The organism is Marinilabilia salmonicolor (assembly GCF_003003035.1).
In the GTDB taxonomy this organism is placed as follows: domain Bacteria; phylum Bacteroidota; class Bacteroidia; order Bacteroidales; family Marinilabiliaceae; genus Marinilabilia; species Marinilabilia salmonicolor_A.
In genome coordinates, this window is the sequence record NZ_PVTS01000010.1 from 110,312 (window position 1) to 136,338 (window position 26,027).

Sequence of the window (26,027 nt, forward strand, 5' to 3'; positions counted from 1 at the left end):
GATGGGATTCTCCGGATCAGGTTCGTCCTACACAGATAAATTCAGAAAGACTATTCTCTTCAAAAACATGGCACCTTCTTTTCTCAAACCTTAAAAAAATCTATAACATGAACCGAAGAAAAGCAATAAAATCGATCATGGCTATTGGAGCCATTTCTGCCTCACCTCAGTTGTTACTCGGTAAAACAGAATCAACCTCACCAACTCACTTTATTGGTTTGGGTAAAGGTGGTTACCATATTGTTCAGCATTTCTTAAAACAGAACCCAAAAGGGAAATATACGTGCATATCATACTATAAACCTCAAAAACTGGATCCGCGAATCCAATTCGTTCAGATTCCTCCCAGCGGTAAAGTAATTTATCCTTTTGGGGATCCATTCCATTTTCCTCCCCAACCAGGTGCAAAAGTCCAACTAACCAATGAAGTTCTTCAACTGGTAAAAGCCAATGACAAATTCGTTTTACTGGCTGGACTTGGAGGTTTTACTGCTTCAAATCTTGCCAAAGAGCTAACGCTTATGCTTCATGCAGAAAACAAGGATTTCCAAACCATCTGTTCACTGCCCTTTACTTTTGAAGGGACAAAAAGGCGTCAAAATGCAACAAAAGCCTTAAGTGCCATTAAGCACCTTCCACAGGTAAAATATTTTGAACTTGATTCACTTAAACAAAAATATGGCGACCTTGCACTTAGCAACGCTTTTGATCGAGTGAGCAGGGAGTTTTGGGATACTTTCCGATCATAACATTCATCATTTATATTTACAACCAAACCAAAAAACTTTACAAAAAGTATTACTTTCAATATTAAAACCGACTAAATGGAAACAAAAAAATTCAGAGCGGCTTGTCAAAACATAGAAAATGAAATAAATTCTCTACCATGTCCCAACCCCCATATTTCCCCAATTTCTGATGGTATTGTAAACCCAGAAAAATATCTCAATTCAAAATTAAAAATCCTATGGATTCTTAAAGAGTCTAATGATGTGGAAAATAATGAAGGAGGTGGATGGAGCCTGACTGATACCATCAATAAAATTAACAACTGGGAAGAACAAGTACAAAAAGGCAATAGTTATAGGACATTGCAAAGAATGATTTATACCACCTTTGGCCTATTAAATAACTTCATACCCTGGCAAGAAATTCCAAGCATTTACAATTCAGAAGTTTTTGAAGCCTATAAACAATTGGGGTATATTAATATCAAAAAAATTCCTGGGATTAATAGAGTAAGTGCCAATCAAATCCAAATAGCATATGATGAGTATAAAGAAATACTCTTAAAACAATTGGCCACTTATAAGCCAGATGTCATTATTGGAGGAAATACGCTTAGTTATTTTTATGAAGATCTAGGATTCAATGAAATGACAAAAAAGACAGCAGAAGTAACCACCTTTTATTCTGATTATCAAAGAATATATGTCGATGCCTATCATCCTGCTTACTTTAGTGTTAAAGAACAAATTTTTTGTGATGAGATAATCACCGGTGTTAAGAACTGGCTTTTTTACGAGAAAAATAATACTGTTTGATCTCAAAGCACGACAAACTGACTCCTGTCGGGTTTAAAAATTTATCAATCATCCAAAATATAACTTCTCTTTAATTAGACTTTTCTCTATAAACCTTGAGAGTTTCAGTTCAACACTAAATAACAACTCTCCACCCTCCCCGCTCAACCCTATACCCCACCTCACTCACAAAATCAGGAGAATTACTCACCGCCGCATTACAAAAGATGGTTCCCACTCCCTCATATTTCCCATATCCCTCATGAATATGCCCAAACAAATGCAATTTTGGACGAATGGAATCAACCTTCTCCAATAACTGGGGACAACCTGCCTCATTATCCAAAATCCCACGAGGTGGCATATGGGTAATTAAAATATCAGTATTCCCGGGTATCTTTTCCCATTCTTTTTCAATTTCCTGTCCGGCATGATAATTAAAGGCCATCCCTCCCTGAAAAAGTGAAGCCGGGGTTCCGTAGATTTTCAATCCTTTAATTTTCACGGTCTCGTTTTCCAGATAAATAACGCCATCAGGTATTAAAGACCTGGCCAACTCTTTATTATTCTGTAAATAAAGATCATGATTGCCGCCAACAAATACTTTGTGTATGAAAGGCTGAGACTCCATCCAATCCATAAAATCCAGGAATTCATGCTCTAAGCCATAAGCGGATACATCACCGGTATGTATTAACATTTCTCCGGGCTTTAAGTCAAGTTGACGATGACAACCATGCGTATCTCCGATTACTGTTATATCCATTGTTTTATTGAAAGTCTTTGATGGTTTCATTACCTGTTTTTTTTCACTCCTTTGGAGATAAATATGCTATTCATAATCTAATGTATGGTTTGCTGGAAAAAGTCAGCAGACCAATTTTCTCTTTGATTTTCTTTTTGGCATTGCCCAAAAAAGGAAACAAATCCCGATTATGGTTTTTGTGAGTTTTTTTTGCAAAAACTTTACAAAACCTATATCGGGACTAGTCCGTTTAGACCTATCAGCCCGCATCAGGCTTAATTTCCGGCTGGCCCGCAAGGCCCTGAAGTCGCCCATTAAGCCTTCTCTCCAATCGCCGGCCCGGAAAACGGACAGGCCCGCCCGCCTTTCAACCAGAAAACCTCGATTAAGCATTAAATACACCTATATTCAGTAAGTTGTTGATAATTTACCTTTTCAAGTGCAGTGCTGCCTGTTTCTCTCATCTCCCAAAGCCAATACTCCGTCTTTTCTCCCCCAATTTTTCTTCCTCACAAAAACGAAGGATGGTCTTAAAAACATCAGCTTCCCCATTCACAACACTATGGATTTCCCACTTCCGAACAATGTTATCGATTTCTCCACCGGAAAAGTCAAATTGAGAAGCAAGTTTCCTGGCATTTTCTTTAGTTAAAGACTGCAATTTCGATTGCCAGATTCGGGCTCTATTGGTAACATCCGGTTTTCTGAATTGGACTTTAAACAGGAAACGACGCTCAAATGCAGCATCCAGGTTGTCCTGAAGATTGGTGGTAGCAATCAGAATGCCTTTGAAGTTTTCCAGCTCCTCAAGAATGATGTTCTGAATGGCATTTTCTGTTTTTACCACATTCGAGTGGCTAATGCTCTGACGTTTACTAAATACTGCATCGGCCTCATTAAAAAGCAGAATAGGCAATTGTTCGCAATCTTCTGTAAAATCAGCATAATCAGAAAACACCCTCTTAATGATTTTTTCACTCTCTCCGTACCACATCGATTTGGTTTTACTGATTTCAACCTTCATTATGTTACGACCTGTTGAACGGGCCAACTGTTTGGCCATCTCTGTTTTACCGGTTCCGGGTACCCCGTAAAAAAGAGTAGCGATCCCTTCTCCCAAACCTTGCTGCTTCAACCTGGTTCTGATTTTTTTCAACTGTTCTTCGTGCAATGATTGTTCTAAAAGACTTAGTTGCCGGTTGGTTTCTTCATCGAAAAACAATTTCCGGCATATTATATCATTTGTGCGAATCACATCTCCTCGCCTGGTAGCCCCCATTATGTTCACACCATGCTCTTTTAGCAGCTTCTTGCCTTTGGAGGACAACATAATTTCGATATCATCAAAAAAATCAGCGCCGTTGGTTTTAACTAATTCCAACTTCATAAGCCTGTTTTTGCCTGAAATGAAACCTCTTCTGCACTTAATGTTTTCTGACGAGTTACCATGCACATCACGAACCAATCTGTTGAGGTTGCGTGATCCTTCACCGGTTATGGCACTCCAGAATAAAACTAAAAGGATAAATTGCTCATCCAAAGGCAATCTCAAATCCTGGACATGTCTCAATAATGAAAATTCAAGATTATCTGTTACGAGATCCCGGGCAGCAAACAATAAATCTATTTCATCCAGACCATCTTCATACACCAGATCAGCAACGGTGCCCAGCACATCCATAATGTCTTCATACGTTTCTTTCAGCAATACCGGCATGGGTTTATTCTTTAGCACAGCCTCCAACAATTCACTGTTCAAACGAAACATCGGAACTCTTCTTCCCCGACGAAACCCGACAGTGCTTTTATTTTGTCCGATAAAATTTCGTTCTTCAAGTTCAGCTATATCGTCCTGAAATTTTAATAACCGCAAAGCACTACAGTCCAGATGTCTAACTATATCATCAAAACCTACTTTCTCACCATCGTGCCCCTTATCAAACAATACTGCCAGAAATGCAGCCTGAAAGCGATTCACTCTGAAATAATCGCATAAAACTCCCATCTCTTCACCATAATCGGAAAAAGTGGGATCCTTTAAACGGCTCTTTCTTACTTTATCGTTTATTTCTTCAAGATAGCCCAGTAACGGATAGTTCGTTTGTAGTTTCATATTGCTGATTTTTTTACAAAGCTAAAACCACCCTGTGCCATTTTGTGACATAGACAGAAAGTAATGGATTAGTTCTTGCGGTTTCCAATTGCCATCACCTATCGTTTTCTCTACATAATTCAAAATTACCCCCTCTTTGTTACAGGTTTATCACAAAATAACCCTCTCTTTTTTACAGTTTATTTTTTTTCAGGGAAGTAACTGTTCAAAAGCATGTTTTTGGGCTGAACGACTTTTACTATTTGAATAGCGCGAGGGCCAGTCCGTTTTCCGGGCCGGCGGTTAGAGAAAAGTCAAAATGGGCGACATTCAAGGCCTTGCGCAATGGCCGGAATTTTTGGCTTTTGCGGGCGGATAGGTTTAAACGGACTAGACCTTTTTGGTTCTTTTTGGGGCAATGCCAAAAAGAACAGCAAAAAAATAAATGGATTGAATAAATTCTCTGACACACTTTGGCATACCCTCCATCTATCTTTGAAGAAAATAAGGGAATCATGACACCATGCAACCATAACAGAATCAGTAAACTAAAAGCATTTCTGGAGCAAGCCTCCAATGTTCAGGGAATGAAAAACGGAGAAGTTATCTCCTCTACTTACGATCCCCAAAATCCGCATACCTGGGAGGGCATAGTATGGAACGATGACGGAGACTGCTTCGTAATAGACTGGAGCAACAAAAAACACCTTTCCGGAAAACTAAATCTGGATGACTTTCAGGCACTCTCCTTCCTTTTTCTTGATGATAACAGAATCAATTCTCTATCAACCCGTAACTGTTTCAATTTGGAAGAAGTGACCTGTAAAAACAATAACCTTTCGGAGTTAGATACTTCCGGGTGTTACACCCTACATACCCTGAAAATAACCGGAAACCCATTGAAAGAAATTACACTTATAGCCTGTGACCGCCTGCAGCGCTCAGGTTTGGCGGCAGGTCGGGCGATTTCTTTGCAAAGCAAAGCAGCTAAGCTGAGCGCCTTATCCCACGAATCCGATTCCCTCATTCCCTTTCTTCTCAAATCCAACAACTACGATCTTACCCGTTCTGAATATCATCACTACCGAAACCTCCTGCGTGACCGCCAGATTAAACTAAACAACGAATTCTCTTACACCACCTACCAGGTTACCAAAATTGAGCAGATCAACATCCTGCTTGATCAAAAATACCGGGCAGCCATAAAGCAAGCTCAAAACCTTTGCGCCTTTGCCCAAAAGCAAGTCGAAACAGACCCATTCGTTTCTGATTATGAGATTGATTTCAAAATTGATATTTATGCATCTAAGAAATTCAGCCACATACCCGAAATGGAGGGTATTCCCATCTATTCCGGACACCCCACCATGGGATTTACCAAACTTGATTTTGAGAAGGGTAATACTTCCCCCGTCAAGAATAGTGAAAGTGGCTCTTTAAACTGGTTCCTGGAAGAAAACCACAACGAATTCCGCTTCCGGTCAGATTATCCGTTAAAAAATCAGCACCACTGCTGGCTGCTTCATGAACTTTATGACCATACTTACCTTGCCTGGCAGGATATTTTGGATATGGAGGAGATTTGGGTAGATGTGGGGTTGGTGATGCAGCATTGTGGGGAAGTATAATTAACATGAATTTGGTTTTTAGCTACATTTAGAAAAAATTAATCTGTATGGAACCATATATGCAAAAACCTTTCTCCATCATTTACAATGAAGAGAAGAACTTCGTTGAAATGAAATCTGTTGATAGAATTCCGTTTGAACCGAAAGAATGGAAACTGGAAATGCGAGAGGAGCTTAAAGCAAACATCAAAAGAATAATTCCTGATCAAAATAAAATTTTTTACGCAGCATATTGTGACAACGCCTCAGACTCAATAAAATTTGACCTGGATCACTGATATCCTCTACAAGTCCAGAAATTTAGATGCCCCGCTATTCTCAATCGTCTCAGCAACCATAGAGGCATCATCTGAACTTATTACGCTAAACAATCTTTCCTTTTTTCTTAAATCATTCCAAATCTGATGTTCAAATGACTTCTTTTGTTCAGGTTCATCTGCAATCAGGAAAAATTTATTTTCAAAAGGCTCCTTTTGGTGACCATAGGAAAGATGAACGATTAAATTCACATAACTGGTGGTAGCTTTATGAATTTTGTCTCTGGAATGCGTAAAATATAGTGACTTAGCACCTACAAAGACTCCGTTCCTGCCCACACAATCCATTTCAAAAGGGGTAACAAGAGATGGAGTGAAATTGTGATCAAACTTTTTATGAATATGAACCTTCTCTTTTACCCGTTCAATAAGATTGGTGTTAATGCGCTCATTAAAATGTTTCTCTTCTTCCTTTTCCGGATTAATCTCCGTTTCTTCAACCTGATCAACAAACATTCTAAAGAGTTTTTGAAACTTTTCAGCATTCACCTGGTCGGTGATAAAATTAGGTGCTGTAAATTTTAAAAGTCCATTGCTGTATCGCGACAAATATTCAAAATACTCAGAACTGAATGAACTTTTCAAATCAAAAATTTCCGGTTCTGCTTTTGACTTTTTTGCAAGGGTATTTAACTCATCAAGCTTATGGGTGATCTCTTTCTCCAGATAATCTAATACCCTGGAATCACTGGTTAAAATCCCCTTTGCAATTCTCTTCTTTCTTTGAGAAAACTTATAACGAAAACCTTTCTGGTCAGACAATATCATCCCTATTACCAAACTATCGTCAGACAGGGAATTAGGTGATATCTTTATAAGACTATAAAAAGTTTTCATTACATTTTACTTAGAATAAGACTATACTCCTCAAATACTTTTTTGTTACGTACTTCCGAGAAAAGAAAGGCATGAATATTTTGTTGTTCCTCCGGGGTAAATTCAAGCCCATCAGGAATATAACCACAAATTTCATCAAAATGTTGTCTGCACTCCTCAATACAAAGATAGAAACTTTCTCTCGCTTTGTCCATCCATATAATATCAGCTTTGATTTTTCGCTTCAACGTCCTGCATGCCTGATGGTGCAAAATCGATTCATTATAACTAAACATCAACTCTTCAGGCATTAGATAATCATATCCGCCAGATGCTAAAATAAATGCATGATCAATCGCGGTAATGGTAATTAGTTTTTCTCCATCCGGGCACAATAGCAGGTTGTTATTGCCGGGGTTCCGGTCTTCATTGGCTATCCAGATATCAAATAAAGCCAAACGGAAAAAATCCTCCGGATTATTCAACTCCCGTTTAAACTTATCTAATGATATGAAGGCTTCCAGTTCTATTGAATTCTCAATCCATTGAGAACCGAAACATATATTTTCATACAAAAAAGGCTTGTGCCTTACACTCAACCCCTCGGTTTGAGAAATCAATTCAGGATCTATACTAACAACCGCAACTTCCGGGGTAGGGATATCCCATAATCGCAGAAAGTAATACCCTAAAAACTCATTAATCAATGAATTTTTATCATGACTGTTTTTTAATGCCTTAACTACATATTGATTATAATCATCTCCCAACACTTTCAACGGGGTATGACCATCAGTGGGAATCTCCTTTATTATTGAGATTCCCTCTCTATGCAGCAAGGGGGTTAGTTTTTCCATTTTTTCATATCATCCCTTCAAATATAACATTTTCAAGAGCTTTGACAATATTTTCCAATGAAAACTCTTTTTTCTTTATACTGATTACTCAAAATAATCACAACCAATACCAGTTCCGATTACCCCGCAAAAAACCAAATACCCCTTACCTACCCCCGTTGTCTTTCCACCCAAAAATATTAACTTAGGCATTCGAAAAATCAGACCTGTTTACCAAGCCTGACACCACAACATAAAACATTACAACAAACTCATTACTAAACAATGGCAATCAAAAAATCGGAACTATACAGCTCCCTGTGGGCCAGCTGCGACGAACTTAGAGGTAGTATGGATGCAAGCCAGTACAAAGATTATGTATTGGTTTTGCTTTTTATGAAATATGTATCCGACAAAGGCGACAAACTCGTGGATATTCCCGAAGGTGGCAGCTTCTACGATATGGTAAAGCTCAAGGGTCAGCCCGATATTGGTAACCAGATGAACATCATCATCGGAAAACTGGCAGGGGCAAACAGCCTCAATGGTATCATCACCGTAGCCGATTTTAATGATGACGAAAAACTCGGAAAGGGTAAAGACAAGGTGGACCGGCTTTCTAACCTCATTGAAATTTTTGAGAATGAATCACTCAATTTCCGAAGTAACCGTGTTGAGAATGACGATCTGCTCGGCGATGCTTATGAATATCTTATGCGCCATTTTGCGACGGAGAGTGGCAAAAGCAAAGGTCAGTTTTACACGCCTGCCGAAGTCTCTCGTGTTATGGCCAAATTGATTGGTATAGAACAGTCGCAAAGTCCATCGGAAACCCTTTATGACATGGCATGCGGATCGGGTTCGCTGCTGCTGAAAGCGGCCGATGAAGCCCCCAACGGCATTACCATTTACGGTCAGGAGATGGACAATGCCACCCGTGCCCTGGCAGTCATGAATATGTGGTTACACGGACATCCGGATGCTGAAATCCTGCAGGGAAACACCATTGCGGAGCCCTTGTTTCTGGAAAAAGAAAACAGCGGCCTCAAGAAGTTCGACTATGCAGTGGCCAATCCCCCATTCTCCACTAAGGCATGGAGCAATGGGCTGGATGAAGCCAACGACATTTACGAACGGTTTGATGGATTTGGTATTCCACCCCAAAAGAACGGCGATTATGCTTTTCTGCTGCATCTGCTCAAGTCTTTAAAAAGCAAAGGAAAAGCGGCCATCATTATGCCGCTCGGTGTACTCTTCAGGGGCAACATTGAAAGTGAAATACGCCGCAACATTGTAAAGCGCGGCTACATCAAAGGCATCATCGGATTACCCGACAACCTTTTCTACGGAACGGGCATTGCTGCTTGTATCATTGTCCTTGACAAAGAAAATGCAGCTCAGCGCAAGGGAATTTTCATGATCAACGCGGCCAAAGGTTTCATGAAAGACGGCAACAAAAACCGACTGCGCTCGCAGGACATCCACAAAATGGTGGACACTTTTACCAAACAGCTAAAGATTCCCGGCTACAGCCGGATGGTGCCATTTACCGAAATCGCTGACCCCAAAAATGATTTCAACCTCAATCTGCCCCGCTACATCGACACCCAGGAGGAGGAAGACATTCAGGATATTGATGCCCACCTCAACGGGGGAATTCCTCAACGCGACATTGATGCACTGAGTAGTTTCTGGGAGGTCTATCCCAACATGAAAGAAGACCTCTTTACCCCGGCCAGTCGGGAGGGTTACTTCGAACTGAAAACGCCAGCCGAAGAGATTCGAAAAATCATTTTCGACCATCCCGATTTCAAAAATTTCTCAGGTAAAATGCAGAATATTTTCAATGCCTGGCAGACCCAATCAATAGATAATTTAAGATCACTGAATAAAGAGTGCCACCCCAAAGCAGTCATCAATCATATCTCAGAAAATATTCTTGATGCTTACAAGGATAAAGGGTTGCACCCGGGACAAAAAGGCCTGCTCGACCGTTACGACATCTATCAACAATTGATGGATTACTGGTCGGAAACCATGCAGGACGATTTGTACGAAATTGCCGCCGAGGGCTGGGAAGCAGGAAACATACTGACACGGCTTACCCGAAAAACAAAAAGGGGACTTAAAGACATCCCCGGCATTGACGGTCTCTCCGGCCGTCTCATTCCCACCGGACTGATGATTGAGGAACGACTGTCGGAACAAAAAACCGCTGTTGACAAGTTGCAAAACCAACTCGACAGTACTGTGGCAGAAATGGAGAGCATGCGTGAAGAGCATGGCACGGGAGACGGGCCTTTGGCCGATGCCTTGGATGACAAAGGGAAAATCACTAAGGCTTCCCTCAATGCCGCTCTTAAGGAGGTTGACAAATCCGACAAAACCCAGACTGCCATCCTGAAGCAATACAAAAAACTGATGGACAAAGAAGCCACACTAAAGGTTGACATCAAAACCGCTCTTACCGAACTGGAGGAACAACTCATACAGGCCTATCCCCCGCTCACAATAGAGGATATTAAAGAAATAGTGATTGAGCAAAAGTGGATGGCCGAAATCAACCGTCGCATCAACAATGAAATGGAGGCCATCAGCCACCGCCTTACCACACGCATCAAAACTTTGGCCGAACGCTACCAAAGCACCCTGCCCCAACTTACCAACAACGTGGAACACCTGAAGGCAAAAGTGGAGGAACACCTGAAAGCCATGAAGTACAACTGGTAAACCAACAATTAATTGAAGAAAAATTTAGGTAATCAGGAAAATTCAACACATCATGGTGCAGTCAATGGAAAGAAAACAAACAGATATACCGGAAGGCTATCAGAAAACAGAAGTTGGGGTGATTCCGGAGGATTGGGAGGTAAAACCAATTGGGGCAACTCTTCAAATTAGACATGGAAAATCCCAAAAGTTAGTTGCTTCTGCTTTTGGCAATTATCCAATTCTGGCCACCGGAGGAAATATTGGCTTTGCAAAAGAATACCTATATAATAAGCCATCAGTATTAATAGGCAGAAAAGGCACTATCAACAAGCCTCTTTATATGGATACTCCATTTTGGACAGTTGATACATTGTTTTATTCTGAGGTCAATAAGGAATATTCGGCAAAATATCTTTTCTATAATTTTTGTTCAATTAATTGGTATGCATACAATGAAGCTTCTGGAGTTCCTAGCCTAAATGCTAAAACAATTGAAAATCTTTTAATCCCCCTCCCCCCAACCCTCGCCGAACAAACCGCCATCGCCAACGCCCTGTCCGATATGGATGCCCTCATTGATGCTCAGGAAAAACTCATCCATAAAAAACGCCTCATCCAACAGGGGGCTATGCAGGAGTTGTTGAGGCCGAAAGAGGGATGGGTGGAGACGACTCTTTTCAACTTAACTAATAACAAAAAAGAACTTTTTGATGATGGAGATTGGATTGAAGCAAATCACATTAGTAATCAAGGTATAAGAATTTTACAAACTGGGAATATCGGTATTGGTAATTTTGTCGATAAGACAAATAAAAAATACTTAATTAACGAGTCATTCAATAAGCTCCATTGTAAGCTACTCCAAAAAGGAGATTTATTAATTTGTCGTCTTGCAGAACCAGCTGGGCGTGCCTGTATCTTACCAGAAATAGGGGAATCAAAAATTGTCACTTCTGTTGATGTTACAATCTGTAGACCACATGAGGATAAAATCAACAGAAAATTTCTTGTTCAATTATTTTCAACATCCGAATGGTTTAAATGTATTAGTGAAAATGTTGGAGGAACAACACATAAAAGAATATCAAGAAGTGCATTAGGTAACATAAAGTTCAGAATACCTAACTTTTCAGAACAAAATAAAATATCTAAAGTACTTTCCTCAATGGACACCGAAATAGAGCAACTGGAAACCCAGCTTTCCAAATACAAACAAATGAAAACGGGCATGATGCAGGAGTTGCTGACGGGGAAAAAACGTCTGAACCACTGATTTATGTGATTTTTTGATGGGCTATGATTATTGGGTGGACTGTAATTATTTGATGGATTATTATTTTTTCAAAAAGCTAACTTAAAACCAACTAAATAGAATACTATGATTAACCCTAACTACAAATACTCGGACATTACCGGCAATGTCATTGGTTGTGCCATGAGAGTACATTCTGCCTTAGGCAATGGATTTCAAGAAGTCATTTACCAAAGAGCTCTGGCCATCGAGATGGAAGAAACTGGTATTTCTTTCAGCCGTGAGCATACCATGCCCATTTATTACCGGAACCAACAAATCGGTACACGCAGGGTCGATTTCCTGGTGGAAGGAGTGGTATCGGTTGAAATAAAGGCCGTAACTACTCTGGATGATACCAATCTCGCCCAGGCCATCAACTACCTGGAAGCTTATGATCTTGAAGTGGGGCTGCTCATCAATTTTGGTTCCAAAAGCCTCCAGCATAAACGGATTGTTAATCGCAAGTTCAACCAAAAAAATCAGGGGAATCCTGAAATCACATAAATCAGTGGTGCAGACAATTGTTCGGCGCTAAGTGGCTACAATTTAGGAGAGTGAATAACAACAAAACAGGTAATCTGGAAAATTATATAAAATTATGGCTCAGACAACAAGTGAAAAAAATCAATTAAATACAGACATAATATCTATAAAAGACTTACTTACCTTAGATGGATTGCAAATTCCAGTTTACCAACGTCCTTACAAATGGAAGATTAAAAATGTCAATCAATTACTTGATGACATTATCACGCATAAGGACAAATCAGCATACAGAATCGGCACGATTGTTTTTCATAAGGACGAAATGGATATATTGAATATTGTTGATGGTCAGCAAAGAAGTATTACCATTTTGCTTATTGCACTGGCTTTATTGGAAAATGAAAAAATAAAAAAGATAGCTTCAAAAGAAAAGTATCATCTTGTAACACCAAACCTATTTTCTAAATCTCCACTCAAGAATTCAATTTCCAAACAAAACATTAAGGAAAATTATGCCGAAATAAAACAAAGGATAAAGGAATTTGATTTTGACTCTCTTCGTTTTTTTTATGATAAATGCCAACTCGTTAAAGTAGAGCTTTCAGATGTATCAGAGGCATTTCAGTTTTTTGATTCTCAAAATGCAAGAGGGAAAGATCTATATCCTCATGATCTGTTAAAGGCCTTTCATTTACGTGAAATGGTAACTACAACAGCAGAACAGGAACGAAATGCTATAATTGAAGAATGGGAAAGCTTGGACCAAAACACTTTAGAACGTTTATTTGAAAAATATCTATTCCGTATTAAAAACTGGTCAAAAGGTTATTCTGCGCGCATATTCACAAAAAATCAAGTTGATCTTTTTAAGGGCATTTCACCCGAGATAAAAGAGCCATACCCTTTTGCCTCCATTTATCGTATCAGCAATTATTTTATTGAAGGTTACAATCAAAACATCAATAGAAAAATTGACCTTAATCATATGAATTTCCCGTTTCAATTGGATCAGGCAATAATTAACGGAAAACGATTTTTTGAGTTTATTACTCACTATAAAAAAATGATTTCCGAAACAACCAACGGTTTTATTGACAATAACATCATAAAAACATTGAATAATTATCCAGGAAAATTCAGAAAAGGAGATCGATATGTCAGAGCATTATTTGACTGTTGCCTTATTTTTTATATAGACAAATTTGGTTTTACTGAAATGGAAAGAGCAATTGAAAAAATTTTCATTTGGACTTATAAATTACGTGTAGAACATTACAGCATACAACTGGCTACCATCGATAACCATGCTTTAAATGAACCTTCCTTATTTAAAATAATTAAAGAAGCCACTCATCCCAAAGAAGTATTCTCTACTTATGTAACTGGCCCTTACAGAAAAATACCTAACCCAAAAACAACAGACATTGTGAACCTTTTTAATGAAATGGGATATGAACAATAGTAACGATATAAAAGAATTAACAATAAAGGAGCTTTTTAGTACAGGTAAATATGTCATTCCCCGTTACCAAAGAAACTATGCATGGCAGGAGAAAGAAATCACTCAGCTTATTCAAGATGTGTATGATTATGCCTTAAAAGATAAAACTAATTATTATATTGGAACATTGGTTGTTTATGAAAGAAGCCACAACGGTCACACCTATTACGAAACTATTGATGGACAACAAAGACTCACTACTCTTAACCTTATAATTAGTGCCATCAAACGAAACTTCGCCAATCACGACAAAATATATAATTTCCCCTTTGAACTAAATTTGGCATTTGATAGCAGAAAGAAATCTACATCCACCCTCCAGGCTATTGCAGAAATTAACGGCAGCAAGGAACCCTTTTTTCGTGATGAAATCAACTATGAATCAAATATTAAGCAAGGCTATTGGGATACCGTTAAATTCTTAAAAAATGAATTAAAAGAAGACAATACCATCATTAATTTCTTTCGCTTTCTTACTGAAAATGTTAAAATTTTCAGGGTAAAAGTCCCTCACGACACAGATTTAAACCATTATTTCGAAATAATGAATAACCGTGGTGAGCAATTGGAAAAGCATGAAATTTTAAAAGCAAAAATGCTGGAAACTCTAAAAAATGAGGATTCCTTAAAATATTCATTCAATCTGATATGGGAAGCTTGCTCTGATATGGATCGATATGTACAATACGGATTTTCTACATCAAGAGGAAATCAGAAAAAGGATGAACGAAAAATTATATTCGGAGTAGATTGGAACAATTTACAATTCAGTACTCTCGATGAAATTGCGAATTCCATTATTGAATCGAATGAAACTAATACATTTGATTACAATGAGGATTCATTAACAATTGAAGAGATAACAAAACAACCTAGAAATAACCAAAATCTGGAATCAACGAAAAGCAACGATGCTGAACGATTCAGCTCTGTGGTTTCTTTCCCCAATTTCTTACTTCACGTATTAAGGATTGTTACAAAAGAAAATATTCCACTTGATGACAAACGTCTTTTAGACACCTTTAACCATTACCTTGAAAAAGGCCCATGTTTCGTAAAAGAATTTGGCTTTGCTTTATTAAAAACAAGGTTCTTATTTGATAAATACATAATCAAAAGGGAATTTTTAAATGACAACGAACAATGGAGTCTAAAACAATTGAAGTTAGAAAAAGACAAGCCAAGATATGTTAATTCTTTTGGAGAAGACGAAAATGGTCAAAATAAAGAAATCATTATGCTTTTATCAATGTTCCATGTATCTTCACCTACTCAAATCTACAAACATTGGTTAAATGCAGCACTTTACCATGTTGTCTTCTATGGGGCTCAAAGTTTTTTATATTTCCTTCATGATTTGAGTAAGGCTTTCTTTTTTGACCGCTTTTTGGCAAAAGAACCTCTCGACTATTATGATATCATCTACCAAAACCAAGGAATCCCAAAACAAAACTCTAAAAATGTCAATTGGGATATTCTGAATAAAGGGGTTCAAGTTGAAAACTTTATTTTTAATTACCTTGATTTTGAGCTCTGGAAAAGAAAAGCTGAAGGTTATGAAAAATTTGAATTTGCATTTAGGAGCAGTGTAGAACATTATTACCCTCAAAATCCGGTTGCTAATATTGAAAAACTAAAAAAAGAAATATGTGATAATTTTGGGAATCTATGTTTGCTAAGTAGCAGTAAAAATTCAAGACTAACCAATCATACACCCGAAGCAAAAAAGGATTATTACATCAAAGCAGGAATTGACAGCTTAAAACAGAAGGTCATGATGAATTATCCAGAAGAATGGGATGAGAAAGCCATATTAAAGCACGGAAAAGAAATGGAAGATATTCTAAAAAGCATTTAACCATGAGCAAAATCGGCCACCTCGAACGGGAAACGCAAGACCGCATTGTCAAATTATTTCGCGACACACTGGGGTATCGCTATCTTGGTAACTGGGAAAAAGAAATGCGCTACTCCAATATCGAAGAGACCTTGTTGGAGGATTTTCTCAGATATCAGAAGAAATACAGCGATGATCTTATTGCCAAAGCCATGGATAAGCTCAGGAAAGTGGCAGGCGACCAGAGCAAAAGCCTTTATGATGTCAATAAAGAAGTTTATTCACTGCTGCGCTACGGCGTGAATGTATCCCCGGGGATTGGTCAAAACAAGGTAAATGTGGAACTTTTTGACTGGGAAAATCCCAAGTACAACGATTTTGCCATTGCCGAAGAGGTGTCGGTTCATGGAACCCACAAAAAGCGGCCCGACATCGTCATTTACATAAACGGCATTGCGGTGGGTGTGCTGGAGCTCAAACGCAGTACCGTCTCCATTTCCGAAGGCATCAGGCAAAACCTCGACAACCAAAAGAAAGAGTTCATACAGCCCTTTTTCTCTACCATGCAATTTATCATGGCTGGCAACGATCATGAGGGCCTGGCCTATGGAACCATCGATACTACTGAAAAATATTACCTCCGGTGGAAGGAAGTAAGTGAAGAAGCCAATCCCAATGATAAATACCTGCTAGAGATAACGGCACCCATCAGAAGACTGGCCGACAGCTTCGATTACCGCCTCGACAAGAACATCATTCAAATGCTCCATAAAGAGCGGTTCATAGAGCTGTTGCACGATTTCATAGTATTCGATCGCGGCGTAAAAAAACTATGCCGCCCCAACCAGTATTTCGGGGTTAAAGCGGCACAGGATCATTCAAGACGAAGAGAAGGCGGTATTATCTGGCACACCCAGGGAAGCGGAAAAAGCCTGACCATGGTTTGGCTCACCAAATGGATTCGTGAAAACATCAGCAATGCCAGAGTACTGATCATTACCGATAGAACTGAACTGGACGAACAAATTGAGAAAGTTTACCGGGGTGTGAATGAGGACATCTACCGTACCAAAAGTGGAAGCGATCTTATTCAGCAACTCGACAACAATTCACCCTGGCTCATCTGCTCACTGGTACACAAATTTGGTGGCAAAGAAGATCTGAACGACAAAGAGGTGGACAATTACCTTCAGGAACTAAAACGTGGTTTGCCATCAGATTTTCGGGCAAAAGGCGAGTTTTTTGTCTTTGTGGATGAGTGCCACCGCACCCAGAGCGGAAAATTGCACGATGGGATGAAGATGCTTTTACCCAATGCTGTATTCATTGGTTTTACGGGTACCCCTCTGCTCAAAAAAGACAAACAGACCAGTCTGGAGGTCTTTGGGGAATACATACATACCTATAAATTTGATGAGGCCGTAAGCGACAAAGTGGTGCTTGATTTGCAGTATGAAGCGCGCGACATAGAGCAGAAAATTACTTCGATGGACAAAATCGACCAGTGGTTCGATGCCAAAACCCGCGGACTTACCGATATGGCCCGTGCCGAGTTGAAACAAAAATGGGGCACCATGAAAAAAGTATTCAGCTCCCGCTCACGGTTGGACAAAATTGTTGCCGACGTGATGCTGGACATGGGTACCAAGGAACGACTTGAAAACGGACAGGGAAATGCCATGCTGGTTTCCGAAAGTGTGTACAATGCCTGTCGTTACTATCAGCTTTTTCAGGATGCAGGACTAAAGAAATGTGCCATCGTCACCTCTTATGCTCCTTCAGCAGATGACATAAAAGGGGAAACCACAGGCGAAGGAGATACTGAAAAACTCCTGAAGTACGAAGTTTACCGCAAAATGCTGGACGGCAAAGATCCGGAAACTTTTGAAACGGAGGTAAAGAAGAAATTCGTGGAAGAACCGGGCCAGATGAAGCTGCTCATTGTTGTGGATAAACTGCTTACCGGCTTTGATGCGCCGCCCGCCACCTATCTTTACATCGACAAATCCATGCGCGACCATGGCCTGTTTCAGGCCATCTGTCGCGTAAACCGTCTGGACGGAGATGATAAAGATTACGGTTATATTGTAGATTACAAGGACTTGTTTAAAACACTGAACAAGTCTATCAAAGATTATACTTCAGGGGCCTTTGATGCCTATGCCAAAGAGGATGTGGAGGGCCTGTTGAAAGACAGACTGGACAAAAGCCGCGAAAGACTTGAAGATGCACAGGAAGCTGCCCGCGCACTCATCGAACCGGTGGAGCCACCAAAGGAACAATTGCAGTTTCAGCGTCACTTTGTAGGCGATCCTGAGAATAAAGACGACCTTAAAGATACCGAACCACGGCGCCAAGCACTTTACAAAGCGGTTACCAAGCTCAATCGTGCTTTTGCTAACATTGCCGACGAACTGATGGATGCCGGATACTCCGAAAAAGAAATCTACGAAATCCGGGAGGAAGTCAAATTCTTTGAAAATGTACGCAAAGAAATCCAGCTCTTCAGTGGCGATTACATCGACTTAAAACAATACGAACCCGCCATGCGTCACCTGATCGATTCCTACATAGGTGCCGAAGAAAGTAAAATACTGGCAAGCTTCGAAGAACTGGGTCTGGTAGATCTCCTCGTTGCCAAAGGCGTAGATGGCATCGATGAAATGCCTGAAAAACTGAAGAAGAACCCGGAGTCTATGTCCGAAGCCATTGAGAGCAACCTCCGTAAAGTAATTATCGAAGAACGCCCCACCAATCCGGCTTACTTCGACAAAATGAGCGTGCTGTTGGATGAAATCATTAAACTACGGAAATTAAAAGCTCAGGAGTACAAGGAGTACCTTAAAAAAATTGTGGAGCTGGCCCGACAGGTTAAACGTTCCGGTCAGGGAGCATCCTCCCCCTACCCGTCTTCTGTCAACACCGAAGGGAAACAAGCATTATATGACAATCTGGAAAAGGATGAAAAATTAGCCATCGCAGTGGATGAAAAAATACGGTACAATAAAAAAGACGACTGGCGCGACAATAAATTCAAACAAAAAAAGGTCTTGAATGCCATTAAGGAAGCACTTAAAGAAAATGGTCATTCCGACCAGGAGAAAGCACAGGCCATCTTTGATTTGATTAAAAACAGAACCGATTATTAACCACATTCCCTGAAAGTTTGTTGCAATTAGACGAAAAGTTGCCATTAAAGAACAAATATTACAATTTGAAAGGCGCGGTGGCCCGTCCGTTTTCCGGGCCGGCGGTTAGCGAAAAGTCAAAATGGGCGACTTTCAATGCCTTGCGCAATGGCCGGAAATTTTGGCTTTTGCGGGAGGATAGGTTAAAACGGACTAGACCTTTTTGGTTCTTTTTGGGGCAATGCCAAAAAGAACATTAAAAAGAAAGAACTTATTTTAGACTGATATTCTGAGAACATCATTAAAACAATGATTGGGGCTTTCTTTGTACAGAAATTCCAACAAAAAACTCAAAACGGAATTAATGCACCAACTAACAATAAACAACATAACCATCGATGTTGTCCGCAAAAACATCAAAAACATGCATCTGGCGGTTTATCCCCCTTCAGGCAGGGTTCGCATTGCCGTACCGGAGCATGTCAATGACGAAACTGTCCGGCTCTTCGCCATTTCAAAGCTCTCCTGGATAAAGCGGCATCAGCGAAAATACATCAACCAGGAGCGTCTGGCTCCGCTGGTTTATAAAGAACGGGAAAGCCACTATTTCCTCGGCCAGCGTCTTTTACTGCGCATCAAAGAAACCACCGGGAAAGCAAAAGCCGTAATGCCCGGAAAAACTTATCTGGATGTTTATATAAAAAAAGGAACAGATGAAGAAGGTATTCAAAAACTCATTGATGCATGGTATCGCATCGAACTCAAAAAGATTCTTCCGGAATTAATTGATTACTGGCAACAAAAAATAGGCGTCTCATGCACCTTCTGGGGAGTTAAAAAAATGAAAACAAAATGGGGCTCCTGCAATACAGAGCAAAAACGCATCTGGCTTAACCTGGAATTGGCCAAGAAACCAAAACACTGCATCGAATACATTGTTGTTCATGAACTTGTTCACCTCTTAGAACGCCATCACAACGACCGCTTCCGGGCTTTAATGGATCAATACATTCCGGGCTGGCAAAAACTGCGGGATGAACTTAACCGGCTTCCGGTAAGCCATGCGGAATGGGAGTACTAGTACGCTTAAAGAATTAACAATTCAAAGGATTATCTTTACAAAAAGTAATTAGTTTTACTAAACATCTAACCAAAAGAAAAATACCATGGGATTATCCTTTCATTACAGCGGCGCCATAAAAAACAGGGAAGACCTTCCCAGCCTTATTGCCGATGTACAAACTCTGGCCAAAACACACGACTGGGAGTATCAGATTTTTGAAACCTCTTTTCCAGACAATGAAGTACCCCCTTATAACGAAGACCTTATTTATGGCATCAGCATCACTCCTCCCAAATGTGAAACCATTGATATTTGTTTTACACAAGACGGGAGGATGAGCAGTCTTTTACACCTGCTAATGTGGAAAGACAGTGACCCCGCAGAGGCAGAAAAATACATGTATTTGCTATCCGTGAAAACACAATTCGCGGGTATAGATATCCATGTAATCGTCATCGATTTTTTCAGATACATCAGCCGTCAATATTTGAAAAACTTTACGCTTACCGACGAGGGCAATTATTGGGAAACCAGCGACATGCAAGTTCTTAAAAATCAATTTGACCGATTCTCCCGGGCTCTTGATTCCTTTGGGTTGGGACTGGAAACCACGCCTCCCGAGTCAAAAGAAAACCTGATTAACTATCTGGAAAGAATTGCTAAAAAAACGGACAACTTTTTGAAAAGAGAGGATGATAAGAGCAGGAATTCCTGGCGGAAAGGGCAAGTTCAATAATACGGTAACCGGAAAAATTTAAGAAGCTTAATTAATAAATCTCAAACCAACCTCTCTTCCAATTGCCCTTTCCAGACAATGAACCCTTTCTTTACATCTGAATAGTCATGAAATATTCTATTGAAATTTTCAGGCTGATTTTCTATAAAGAATTGACGCCCTTTATTACGGATGATGTTTAGATCTTTATTAATGATGTTAAGATTCTCTTTCAAACGGCTTTTTTCAAAGCTCCAGATATAGGTTGCCTCTTCTGTGTCAAGCGTTTCAACAACTATGTGATATTTTTCTTCCCCTTGCAGTAAAAATACAAATGAAAAGGGAGATAGTACAAACCTGATTTTAAGGATGTGAGATAGATGGTGCTTTAGCAAAAATTTTATCTGTCTGTAATGCTTAACCGATTCATCTTTCAGTATCTCGTTAATAAGTTCTTCTTCAGAATTAAATAGTTGGTTGTTGTCATTTTGAAGACTATTTAAATCTACAATATTAGGATTATTACGCTTTTTACCCCCAATTATCTCCCGGTTCAAGAAGTGAAACTTAACGCTGTCAATTATTTCAGAATTTATACGGTCAATATCTGATGATGTAGCATTTTGAGCAATTAAGCTCCCATCCTTATATTCAGCATAAATATCCGCTTCAATATTTTTGACCCCCAATTGCCTGGAAAAATAAGGTTTTAAGATGGAAAATTCAGGTCTGATAGTGTCATTGTCAATCGAAAACTCAATGACTTCACCGGTCTCTTTGTCAATATAGTTGAAAAGAACACTTCCATAGTGAAACTCCAATTGATCAAATTTGAGTTTTATCCGTTCTCTGATTTCAGTATAAAGAGGCTTGTTGTATTGCTGATCTTCAATATTGTCAAACAGGGAGCGCTGCTTCTCCAGTTTTCTGTAATGCGCATTCCGTTTAAGAAACATCTTATTGAGATAGTCAATCTTATAATCTCGGTAATCATATATGGTTGGAGTTATTTCGGAGCGTTGAACCCGGCCAATATACTGTATCAACTTACCTTTAAAAGAAAAAGGATAAGCAAGAAATAACCTGGAAACATTCTGAATATCGCTTCCTTCACCAAAGAACTGACCGGTGGTTATTAAAACTTCGTAATGGCCTTCATTTAAAACTTTCCATTTTTGCTCTCTGGATACTTTAGAATCCGCTCCACTAAGGGTAACTGTTTCGTGGTGTTGTTTAAGAAACTGGTAAAGCGTATTGATGTGTTCTTTTCTTTCGGTAATCACTACACACTTATTCCCATTACTTATCTCACTTCTGATATCATTAATAATTTGGGTATTTCTGGTTGAATCGTGAATAAGTATTTGAGATAGCGTTTCAAATGAGTCGGTTTTTGAATTGAATGGAACATCAAGCTCGGTACTCTTTACAACTATCCTTGCTTGCTGAGTGTTTTGAACTTTGTTTGGTTCAACCTCAAATAGGATATTTCCTAACTGTATGGAGATTAGTTTGTCGTCAGTATGTTTCCGAAACGGGGTTGCTGTTAAGCCGTATAAGTAAAAGGTGTTTAATTTGTTAATAGCTTCTGCAAAAGATTTTGCTGGTATATGATGACATTCATCGATGATTATTGTTCCGAATGAATTCATCAAATTTTCGTTGCCTTTTGAGCCCAGTTTCTTTGAAAGAGATTGAATCATGGCAACTGTAATAGTATCCCCAATTCTACTTTTGCCTTGTCCAATACTACCAATTTTAGTTTTAGGTATTCCCAGGAAGCTTTGTATTCTCTCTATCCATTGCTCTGCAATTTGTTTTCGGTGTACCACGATCAAAGCAGATTGCTTCTTCTCAGCAATAAGCTTTAAACCAATTATAGTTTTTCCACTACCAGGTGGAGACACAATTATCCCAAAGTCTTTTTTAGCTGTTGCTGAAATTGCTTGCTCCTGGTTTTCTCTAAGTCGAATGTCACAGGAGAAATGGACTTCTTTCAGTTCATTCCGGCTGTCAATAAATTCAAAATCAACTTTATTCTTGTTACAAAAGGTAATCAGCTTTCCGGCCATTCCCCGCGGTATTTTAATTTCATCGTCCTCTTCTTCAATGAAGTTAAAGTATCGGTCAATTTTGTATGTGCTTTTGCCAAGCTTCTTTTTTATGAAATATTCAGTGTTAGCAAAATTCAGTTCCTTTTTCAGATAGTTTATTAGCTCAGAGGTTAAACCGGAGCGATTAAGAATGATTTTATTGCTCAGCCTGATTGTAAGTTTATCGCTATTCCTTTGTGTTAATGGTTGAGAAGTAATTGGTGTGGTTTTATATTTTGAGAATAGTTGGTAAAAATTTTCTTCGGACAGGTGTTTTATGCTTTCTAAGTATTGCCACTGATTTTCAAATGCTTTAAAGGTCGTCGTATCTATGAAACAGTTATTTCCATGTTCTAAGGTTGTTTTATTAAATGGAAGAGCGATCAGATTCCCAAGCTTTTGGCCGGATAAGTAATCCTGATTTGGAAATAGTCTGTCAAAGCTGGAATATTTATCGAATTCGGAAATGATGCCACATTCTTTGAGCAATCCGATAAAAAATTTTCTTGAGTCCTTAGCCGGAAGTGGCTTTTCAAAAAAAATCCAAACATGAGCTCCTTTACCTGACCGGGACCGCTCAATGTATGCCGGGATTCCGTTTTCATTGCATTTATTGTGGAACAGGAGGCATTCTTGCTTCCAGTTTTCTTTGTCAAAATCTGCAGAAAGAAACCACGAGGTGTTATCTTCCAGAAGCGGATAAATTCCAATAAATTGTTTTCCCTCAAGGTGAAGTTTTATTTCATGTTGCGTGAGGGGTCTTCTTGTTTTGTCTTTAAATGTTGCTAAAGTACCCCCACCAAATTTATGCTGCTTGTACGCATAAGGGTCATAACTATACGCAGGCATATAACCTTTTTTGCTGCCTTTTTCCCAGCGAATGGCGAATACATCTTCACGACATCTGAAGAATTGCTGTATTAGTTCAATATGGTGCTTTGCAATACTCACTAATGTTGTAATAGTTTACTTATTAGCAAAGAAAATAATAATCTGTGATTATTTATTCGAATAAGAATAGCATTAGGTCTAAATTTCCTCCATTTGGAGTAAATTCCTTTAAGCGTATATGGCAAACAAAATAAAAAGCGCAGAAAACAGATCTCACCTGTTTCCTGCGCCTAATAAATCATTTCCGTAACAGAATAAATACCTCCCGGCCAATCTCTGATTATTTTATATTTCCCAATTCTAATTTGTTTATTTACATTTCCTTCGACTCATTGATCTCTCCCCATTTTTCTCGTTATTATATAAAACGCCAATCCTTTTTTTGTAAGCTTATATTTCTGTTTAGAGCTTTTGGGTTTTTCAGGAATTGTCCATTCTATTAGTCCATCCTCTCGTAACTTATTCATCATAACATATAGGGCACCTGAAATAGATTTTTGTCCCAATGCCTTTGAAACATCTTGTGTAGAACCCGACCCTTTTAAAAATTTTCCAAGAATACGCCCATAAAGAGACTCCTGCTGCAACTCCTGCTGCAACTCCTGCTGTAACTCCTGCTGCAACTCCTGCTGCTCCTTCTCTAACCCGCTATCTACCCAGGCTTTAAACTCGGGCTGTAATTTTTCAAACTCAGGCTGCAACTCGGGCTGTTCTTCTTTCGTAATGGTTCGTAATCGCTCACTACCGGTCACCACCGGCCTTATTATTTCCACATCAAAAAAATCATTCTTCTCTGCAATCCTGGGTGCTTCCAATCCTTGATCTTTACAGGCATTGATAATTCTGCTTATACCACTGCCCCATTGTTCAATCAGGCCAAGTTCCTTAAAAACATGTGCCACTACACGGTTACGCGCTTCGCTGCGACCGCTGAAAATATCTTCAATGGTAATATTGAAGGGCAGACTACCAGGTGAAACCACATTTACCACATCGTCATAAACCCCCACTTTTATATCCCTGCCCTGATTCACGTAGTCGCGATGAACCAATGCATTTACCAAAACTTCACGCAAAGCCACTACGGGTATTTCGTAAGTATCCGTTCTGTATAGTCCTTTTATTTCACCTTTGAGATTGATATGATTCAGGACAAACGCCTGAGTATTTTCCAGCACAGCAAAGATATCTCCTCCGTATTCCTTTTTGTCGATGAATACGTCCATTGTCGTACCTTTAAAACGGCCACATTTCACTGTACAGTGCGGAAATTTGCCAAGGAGAATCATCAAAGCATTAGTGGGATAAACCTTTCCATTTTCTATCTTAATCAACTTCAGGTTTTTTAGTTTATCCTGAGTTAAAGGTTTACCAATACTTTCAAACTTGGTATGCAGAGGAGATACATCCAGTTCTTCAAAACCAACATCATAACAAATCTCTTCATCAAAACTGATGTGTCGTTTCTGACGTTCAAGTTCGGCAATGGTATTCAGGTCTGCCTGACGATTGGTAGAACCGATTCGAATGTATGTTCCATCGGCTTTTCCCTGGCTTTTTAAAAAGTAAGGTTTCAGATTTCCCCTGAAAACCTCGATAACCAAAACCAGCCTACTGTGGATATTGACACTGTAAATTTCAGGGATGATATCAGGCGAACAATTATCCGCCACAATAGAGGCCACTTTGTCCTGCATTTCGAAAATATCTGCATCATCAATTCCAACCACATCCAATTGGTCGTTGACACCAATAATCAGTTTTCCTCCTCCTGTATTGGAAAAAGCAATAACGGTTTTAGCAATACTGTCATTTTTCGGAAGTTGTTCCTTTAATTCCAGTATTTTACTTTCCCCCTTTTTTATTTGTTCGGCTAAAGTCATAGCTCAATTTATTTTAGGGGCTGCTGAAAAAATCAGCAGCCCTATTTTTATTTCATTTTTTATTGTTCTTTTTGGCATCGCCCCAAAAGGAACCAAAAAGGTCTAGTCCGTTTAAACCTATCCACCCGCGTCAGGCTTAATTTCCGGCCATTGCGCAAGGCCTTAAATGTCGCCCATTAAGCCTTCCCGCCGACCGCCGGCCCGGAAAACGGACAGGCCACCGCGCCTTTCAAATAGTAACAGTCGTTCACTAAAATAACATTCCTTTGAACAGTGATATGTTGACAATTCAACTTTGCGGGTGCAAACTTTTTGAAGGATTTGCATAAAAACCCTTGCATATGAAATGAAATTACGAGCTTTAAATAACTAAATGTTAATTTTTTAAGTATTTTTCAGCAGATCCTATTTTATAAAGCTTTCTGGATTGTTCAGGTAAAAATAACATTTCATCCGGATAAAATCTA

Annotated in this window: 18 protein-coding genes; 12 read left to right on the forward strand and 6 right to left on the reverse strand. The window is 39.3% G+C overall.

All coding sequences use genetic code 11. The annotated features are described in order from the left end of the window. Nucleotides 1–107: 107 nt before the first annotated feature. The gene (locus tag BY457_RS11585) at nucleotides 108–749 is read left to right on the forward strand and encodes a hypothetical protein (protein WP_181256464.1); all 642 of its coding nucleotides are present in this window, start codon (nucleotides 108–110) and stop codon (nucleotides 747–749) included. Between the two features lie 75 nt (nucleotides 750–824). After that, nucleotides 825–1,544 carry a hypothetical protein gene (locus tag BY457_RS11590; protein WP_106153492.1) on the forward strand — a complete coding sequence of 240 codons (720 nt, stop codon included), beginning with the start codon at nucleotides 825–827 and terminating at the stop codon, nucleotides 1,542–1,544. Between the two features lie 115 nt (nucleotides 1,545–1,659). Here the strand turns inward: BY457_RS11590 and BY457_RS11595 are convergent, their stop codons facing one another. Further along, complete coding sequence (locus BY457_RS11595; RefSeq protein ID WP_106153493.1) at nucleotides 1,660–2,319, reverse strand: metallophosphatase domain-containing protein; 660 nt, start codon at nucleotides 2,317–2,319, stop codon at nucleotides 1,660–1,662. 409 nt (nucleotides 2,320–2,728) lie between these two features. Then, on the reverse strand, nucleotides 2,729–4,381 hold the full coding sequence (locus BY457_RS11605) for an ATP-binding protein (RefSeq protein WP_106153495.1): 1,653 nt from the start codon (nucleotides 4,379–4,381) through the stop codon (nucleotides 2,729–2,731). Nucleotides 4,382–4,875: 494 nt separating this feature from the next. Here BY457_RS11605 and BY457_RS11615 point away from each other — a divergent pair, with 494 nt between their 5' ends. After that, nucleotides 4,876–5,988 carry a hypothetical protein gene (locus BY457_RS11615; RefSeq protein WP_106153497.1) on the forward strand — a complete coding sequence of 371 codons (1,113 nt, stop codon included), beginning with the start codon at nucleotides 4,876–4,878 and terminating at the stop codon, nucleotides 5,986–5,988. Nucleotides 5,989–6,035: 47 nt separating this feature from the next. Beyond that, nucleotides 6,036–6,266, forward strand: a complete 231-nt coding sequence (locus BY457_RS11620) for a hypothetical protein (RefSeq protein WP_106153498.1) — start codon at nucleotides 6,036–6,038, stop codon at nucleotides 6,264–6,266. 6 nt (nucleotides 6,267–6,272) lie between these two features. Here the strand turns inward: BY457_RS11620 and BY457_RS11625 are convergent, their stop codons facing one another. Together BY457_RS11625 and BY457_RS11630 are read right to left on the reverse strand one after the other, a co-directional pair. Next, entirely contained in the window at nucleotides 6,273–7,142 is an 870-nt protein-coding gene (locus BY457_RS11625; RefSeq protein ID WP_106153499.1) for a hypothetical protein, read from the reverse strand. Next, nucleotides 7,142–7,978: a HipA family kinase gene (locus BY457_RS11630; protein ID WP_106153500.1), complete on the reverse strand. Its 837-nt coding sequence runs from the start codon at nucleotides 7,976–7,978 to the stop codon at nucleotides 7,142–7,144. The genes BY457_RS11625 and BY457_RS11630 overlap by 1 nt, the downstream gene beginning before the upstream one ends. A gap of 264 nt (nucleotides 7,979–8,242) precedes the next feature. On the opposite strand from BY457_RS11630, the gene BY457_RS11635 reads away from it, so the two are divergent. From BY457_RS11635 to BY457_RS11675, 8 genes are all read left to right on the forward strand, one after another. After that, nucleotides 8,243–10,687 carry an HsdM family class I SAM-dependent methyltransferase gene (locus BY457_RS11635; RefSeq protein ID WP_106153501.1) on the forward strand — a complete coding sequence of 815 codons (2,445 nt, stop codon included), beginning with the start codon at nucleotides 8,243–8,245 and terminating at the stop codon, nucleotides 10,685–10,687. Between the two features lie 52 nt (nucleotides 10,688–10,739). Next, nucleotides 10,740–11,942 (forward strand): restriction endonuclease subunit S, encoded by a 1,203-nt coding sequence (locus BY457_RS19030; protein WP_181256465.1) that lies wholly within the window; start codon nucleotides 10,740–10,742, stop codon nucleotides 11,940–11,942. A gap of 105 nt (nucleotides 11,943–12,047) precedes the next feature. Next, on the forward strand, nucleotides 12,048–12,467 hold the full coding sequence (locus tag BY457_RS11645; protein WP_106153502.1) for a GxxExxY protein: 420 nt from the start codon (nucleotides 12,048–12,050) through the stop codon (nucleotides 12,465–12,467). A gap of 94 nt (nucleotides 12,468–12,561) precedes the next feature. After that, nucleotides 12,562–13,911, forward strand: coding sequence for a DUF262 domain-containing protein (locus tag BY457_RS11650; RefSeq protein WP_106153503.1), 1,350 nt, complete (start codon nucleotides 12,562–12,564; stop codon nucleotides 13,909–13,911). Then, nucleotides 13,901–15,808 carry a DUF262 domain-containing protein gene (locus tag BY457_RS11655; RefSeq protein WP_181256466.1) on the forward strand — a complete coding sequence of 636 codons (1,908 nt, stop codon included), beginning with the start codon at nucleotides 13,901–13,903 and terminating at the stop codon, nucleotides 15,806–15,808. The genes BY457_RS11650 and BY457_RS11655 overlap by 11 nt, the downstream gene beginning before the upstream one ends. 2 nt (nucleotides 15,809–15,810) lie before the next feature. Continuing rightward, nucleotides 15,811–18,936, forward strand: coding sequence for a type I restriction endonuclease subunit R (locus BY457_RS11660; protein WP_106153505.1), 3,126 nt, complete (start codon nucleotides 15,811–15,813; stop codon nucleotides 18,934–18,936). A 343-nt stretch (nucleotides 18,937–19,279) separates the two neighbouring features. Further along, entirely contained in the window at nucleotides 19,280–19,996 is a 717-nt protein-coding gene (locus tag BY457_RS11670) for a M48 family metallopeptidase (RefSeq protein WP_106153506.1), read from the forward strand. 85 nt (nucleotides 19,997–20,081) lie between these two features. Beyond that, nucleotides 20,082–20,714 (forward strand): hypothetical protein, encoded by a 633-nt coding sequence (locus BY457_RS11675; protein ID WP_106153507.1) that lies wholly within the window; start codon nucleotides 20,082–20,084, stop codon nucleotides 20,712–20,714. Between the two features lie 41 nt (nucleotides 20,715–20,755). On the opposite strand, the gene BY457_RS11680 is transcribed toward BY457_RS11675, so the two are convergent. Beyond that, nucleotides 20,756–23,737 (reverse strand): DEAD/DEAH box helicase, encoded by a 2,982-nt coding sequence (locus BY457_RS11680; protein WP_258176711.1) that lies wholly within the window; start codon nucleotides 23,735–23,737, stop codon nucleotides 20,756–20,758. Nucleotides 23,738–24,006: 269 nt separating this feature from the next. After that, complete coding sequence (locus tag BY457_RS11685; RefSeq protein WP_106153509.1) at nucleotides 24,007–25,560, reverse strand: RNA-binding domain-containing protein; 1,554 nt, start codon at nucleotides 25,558–25,560, stop codon at nucleotides 24,007–24,009. Between the last annotated feature and the right edge of the window lie 467 nt (nucleotides 25,561–26,027).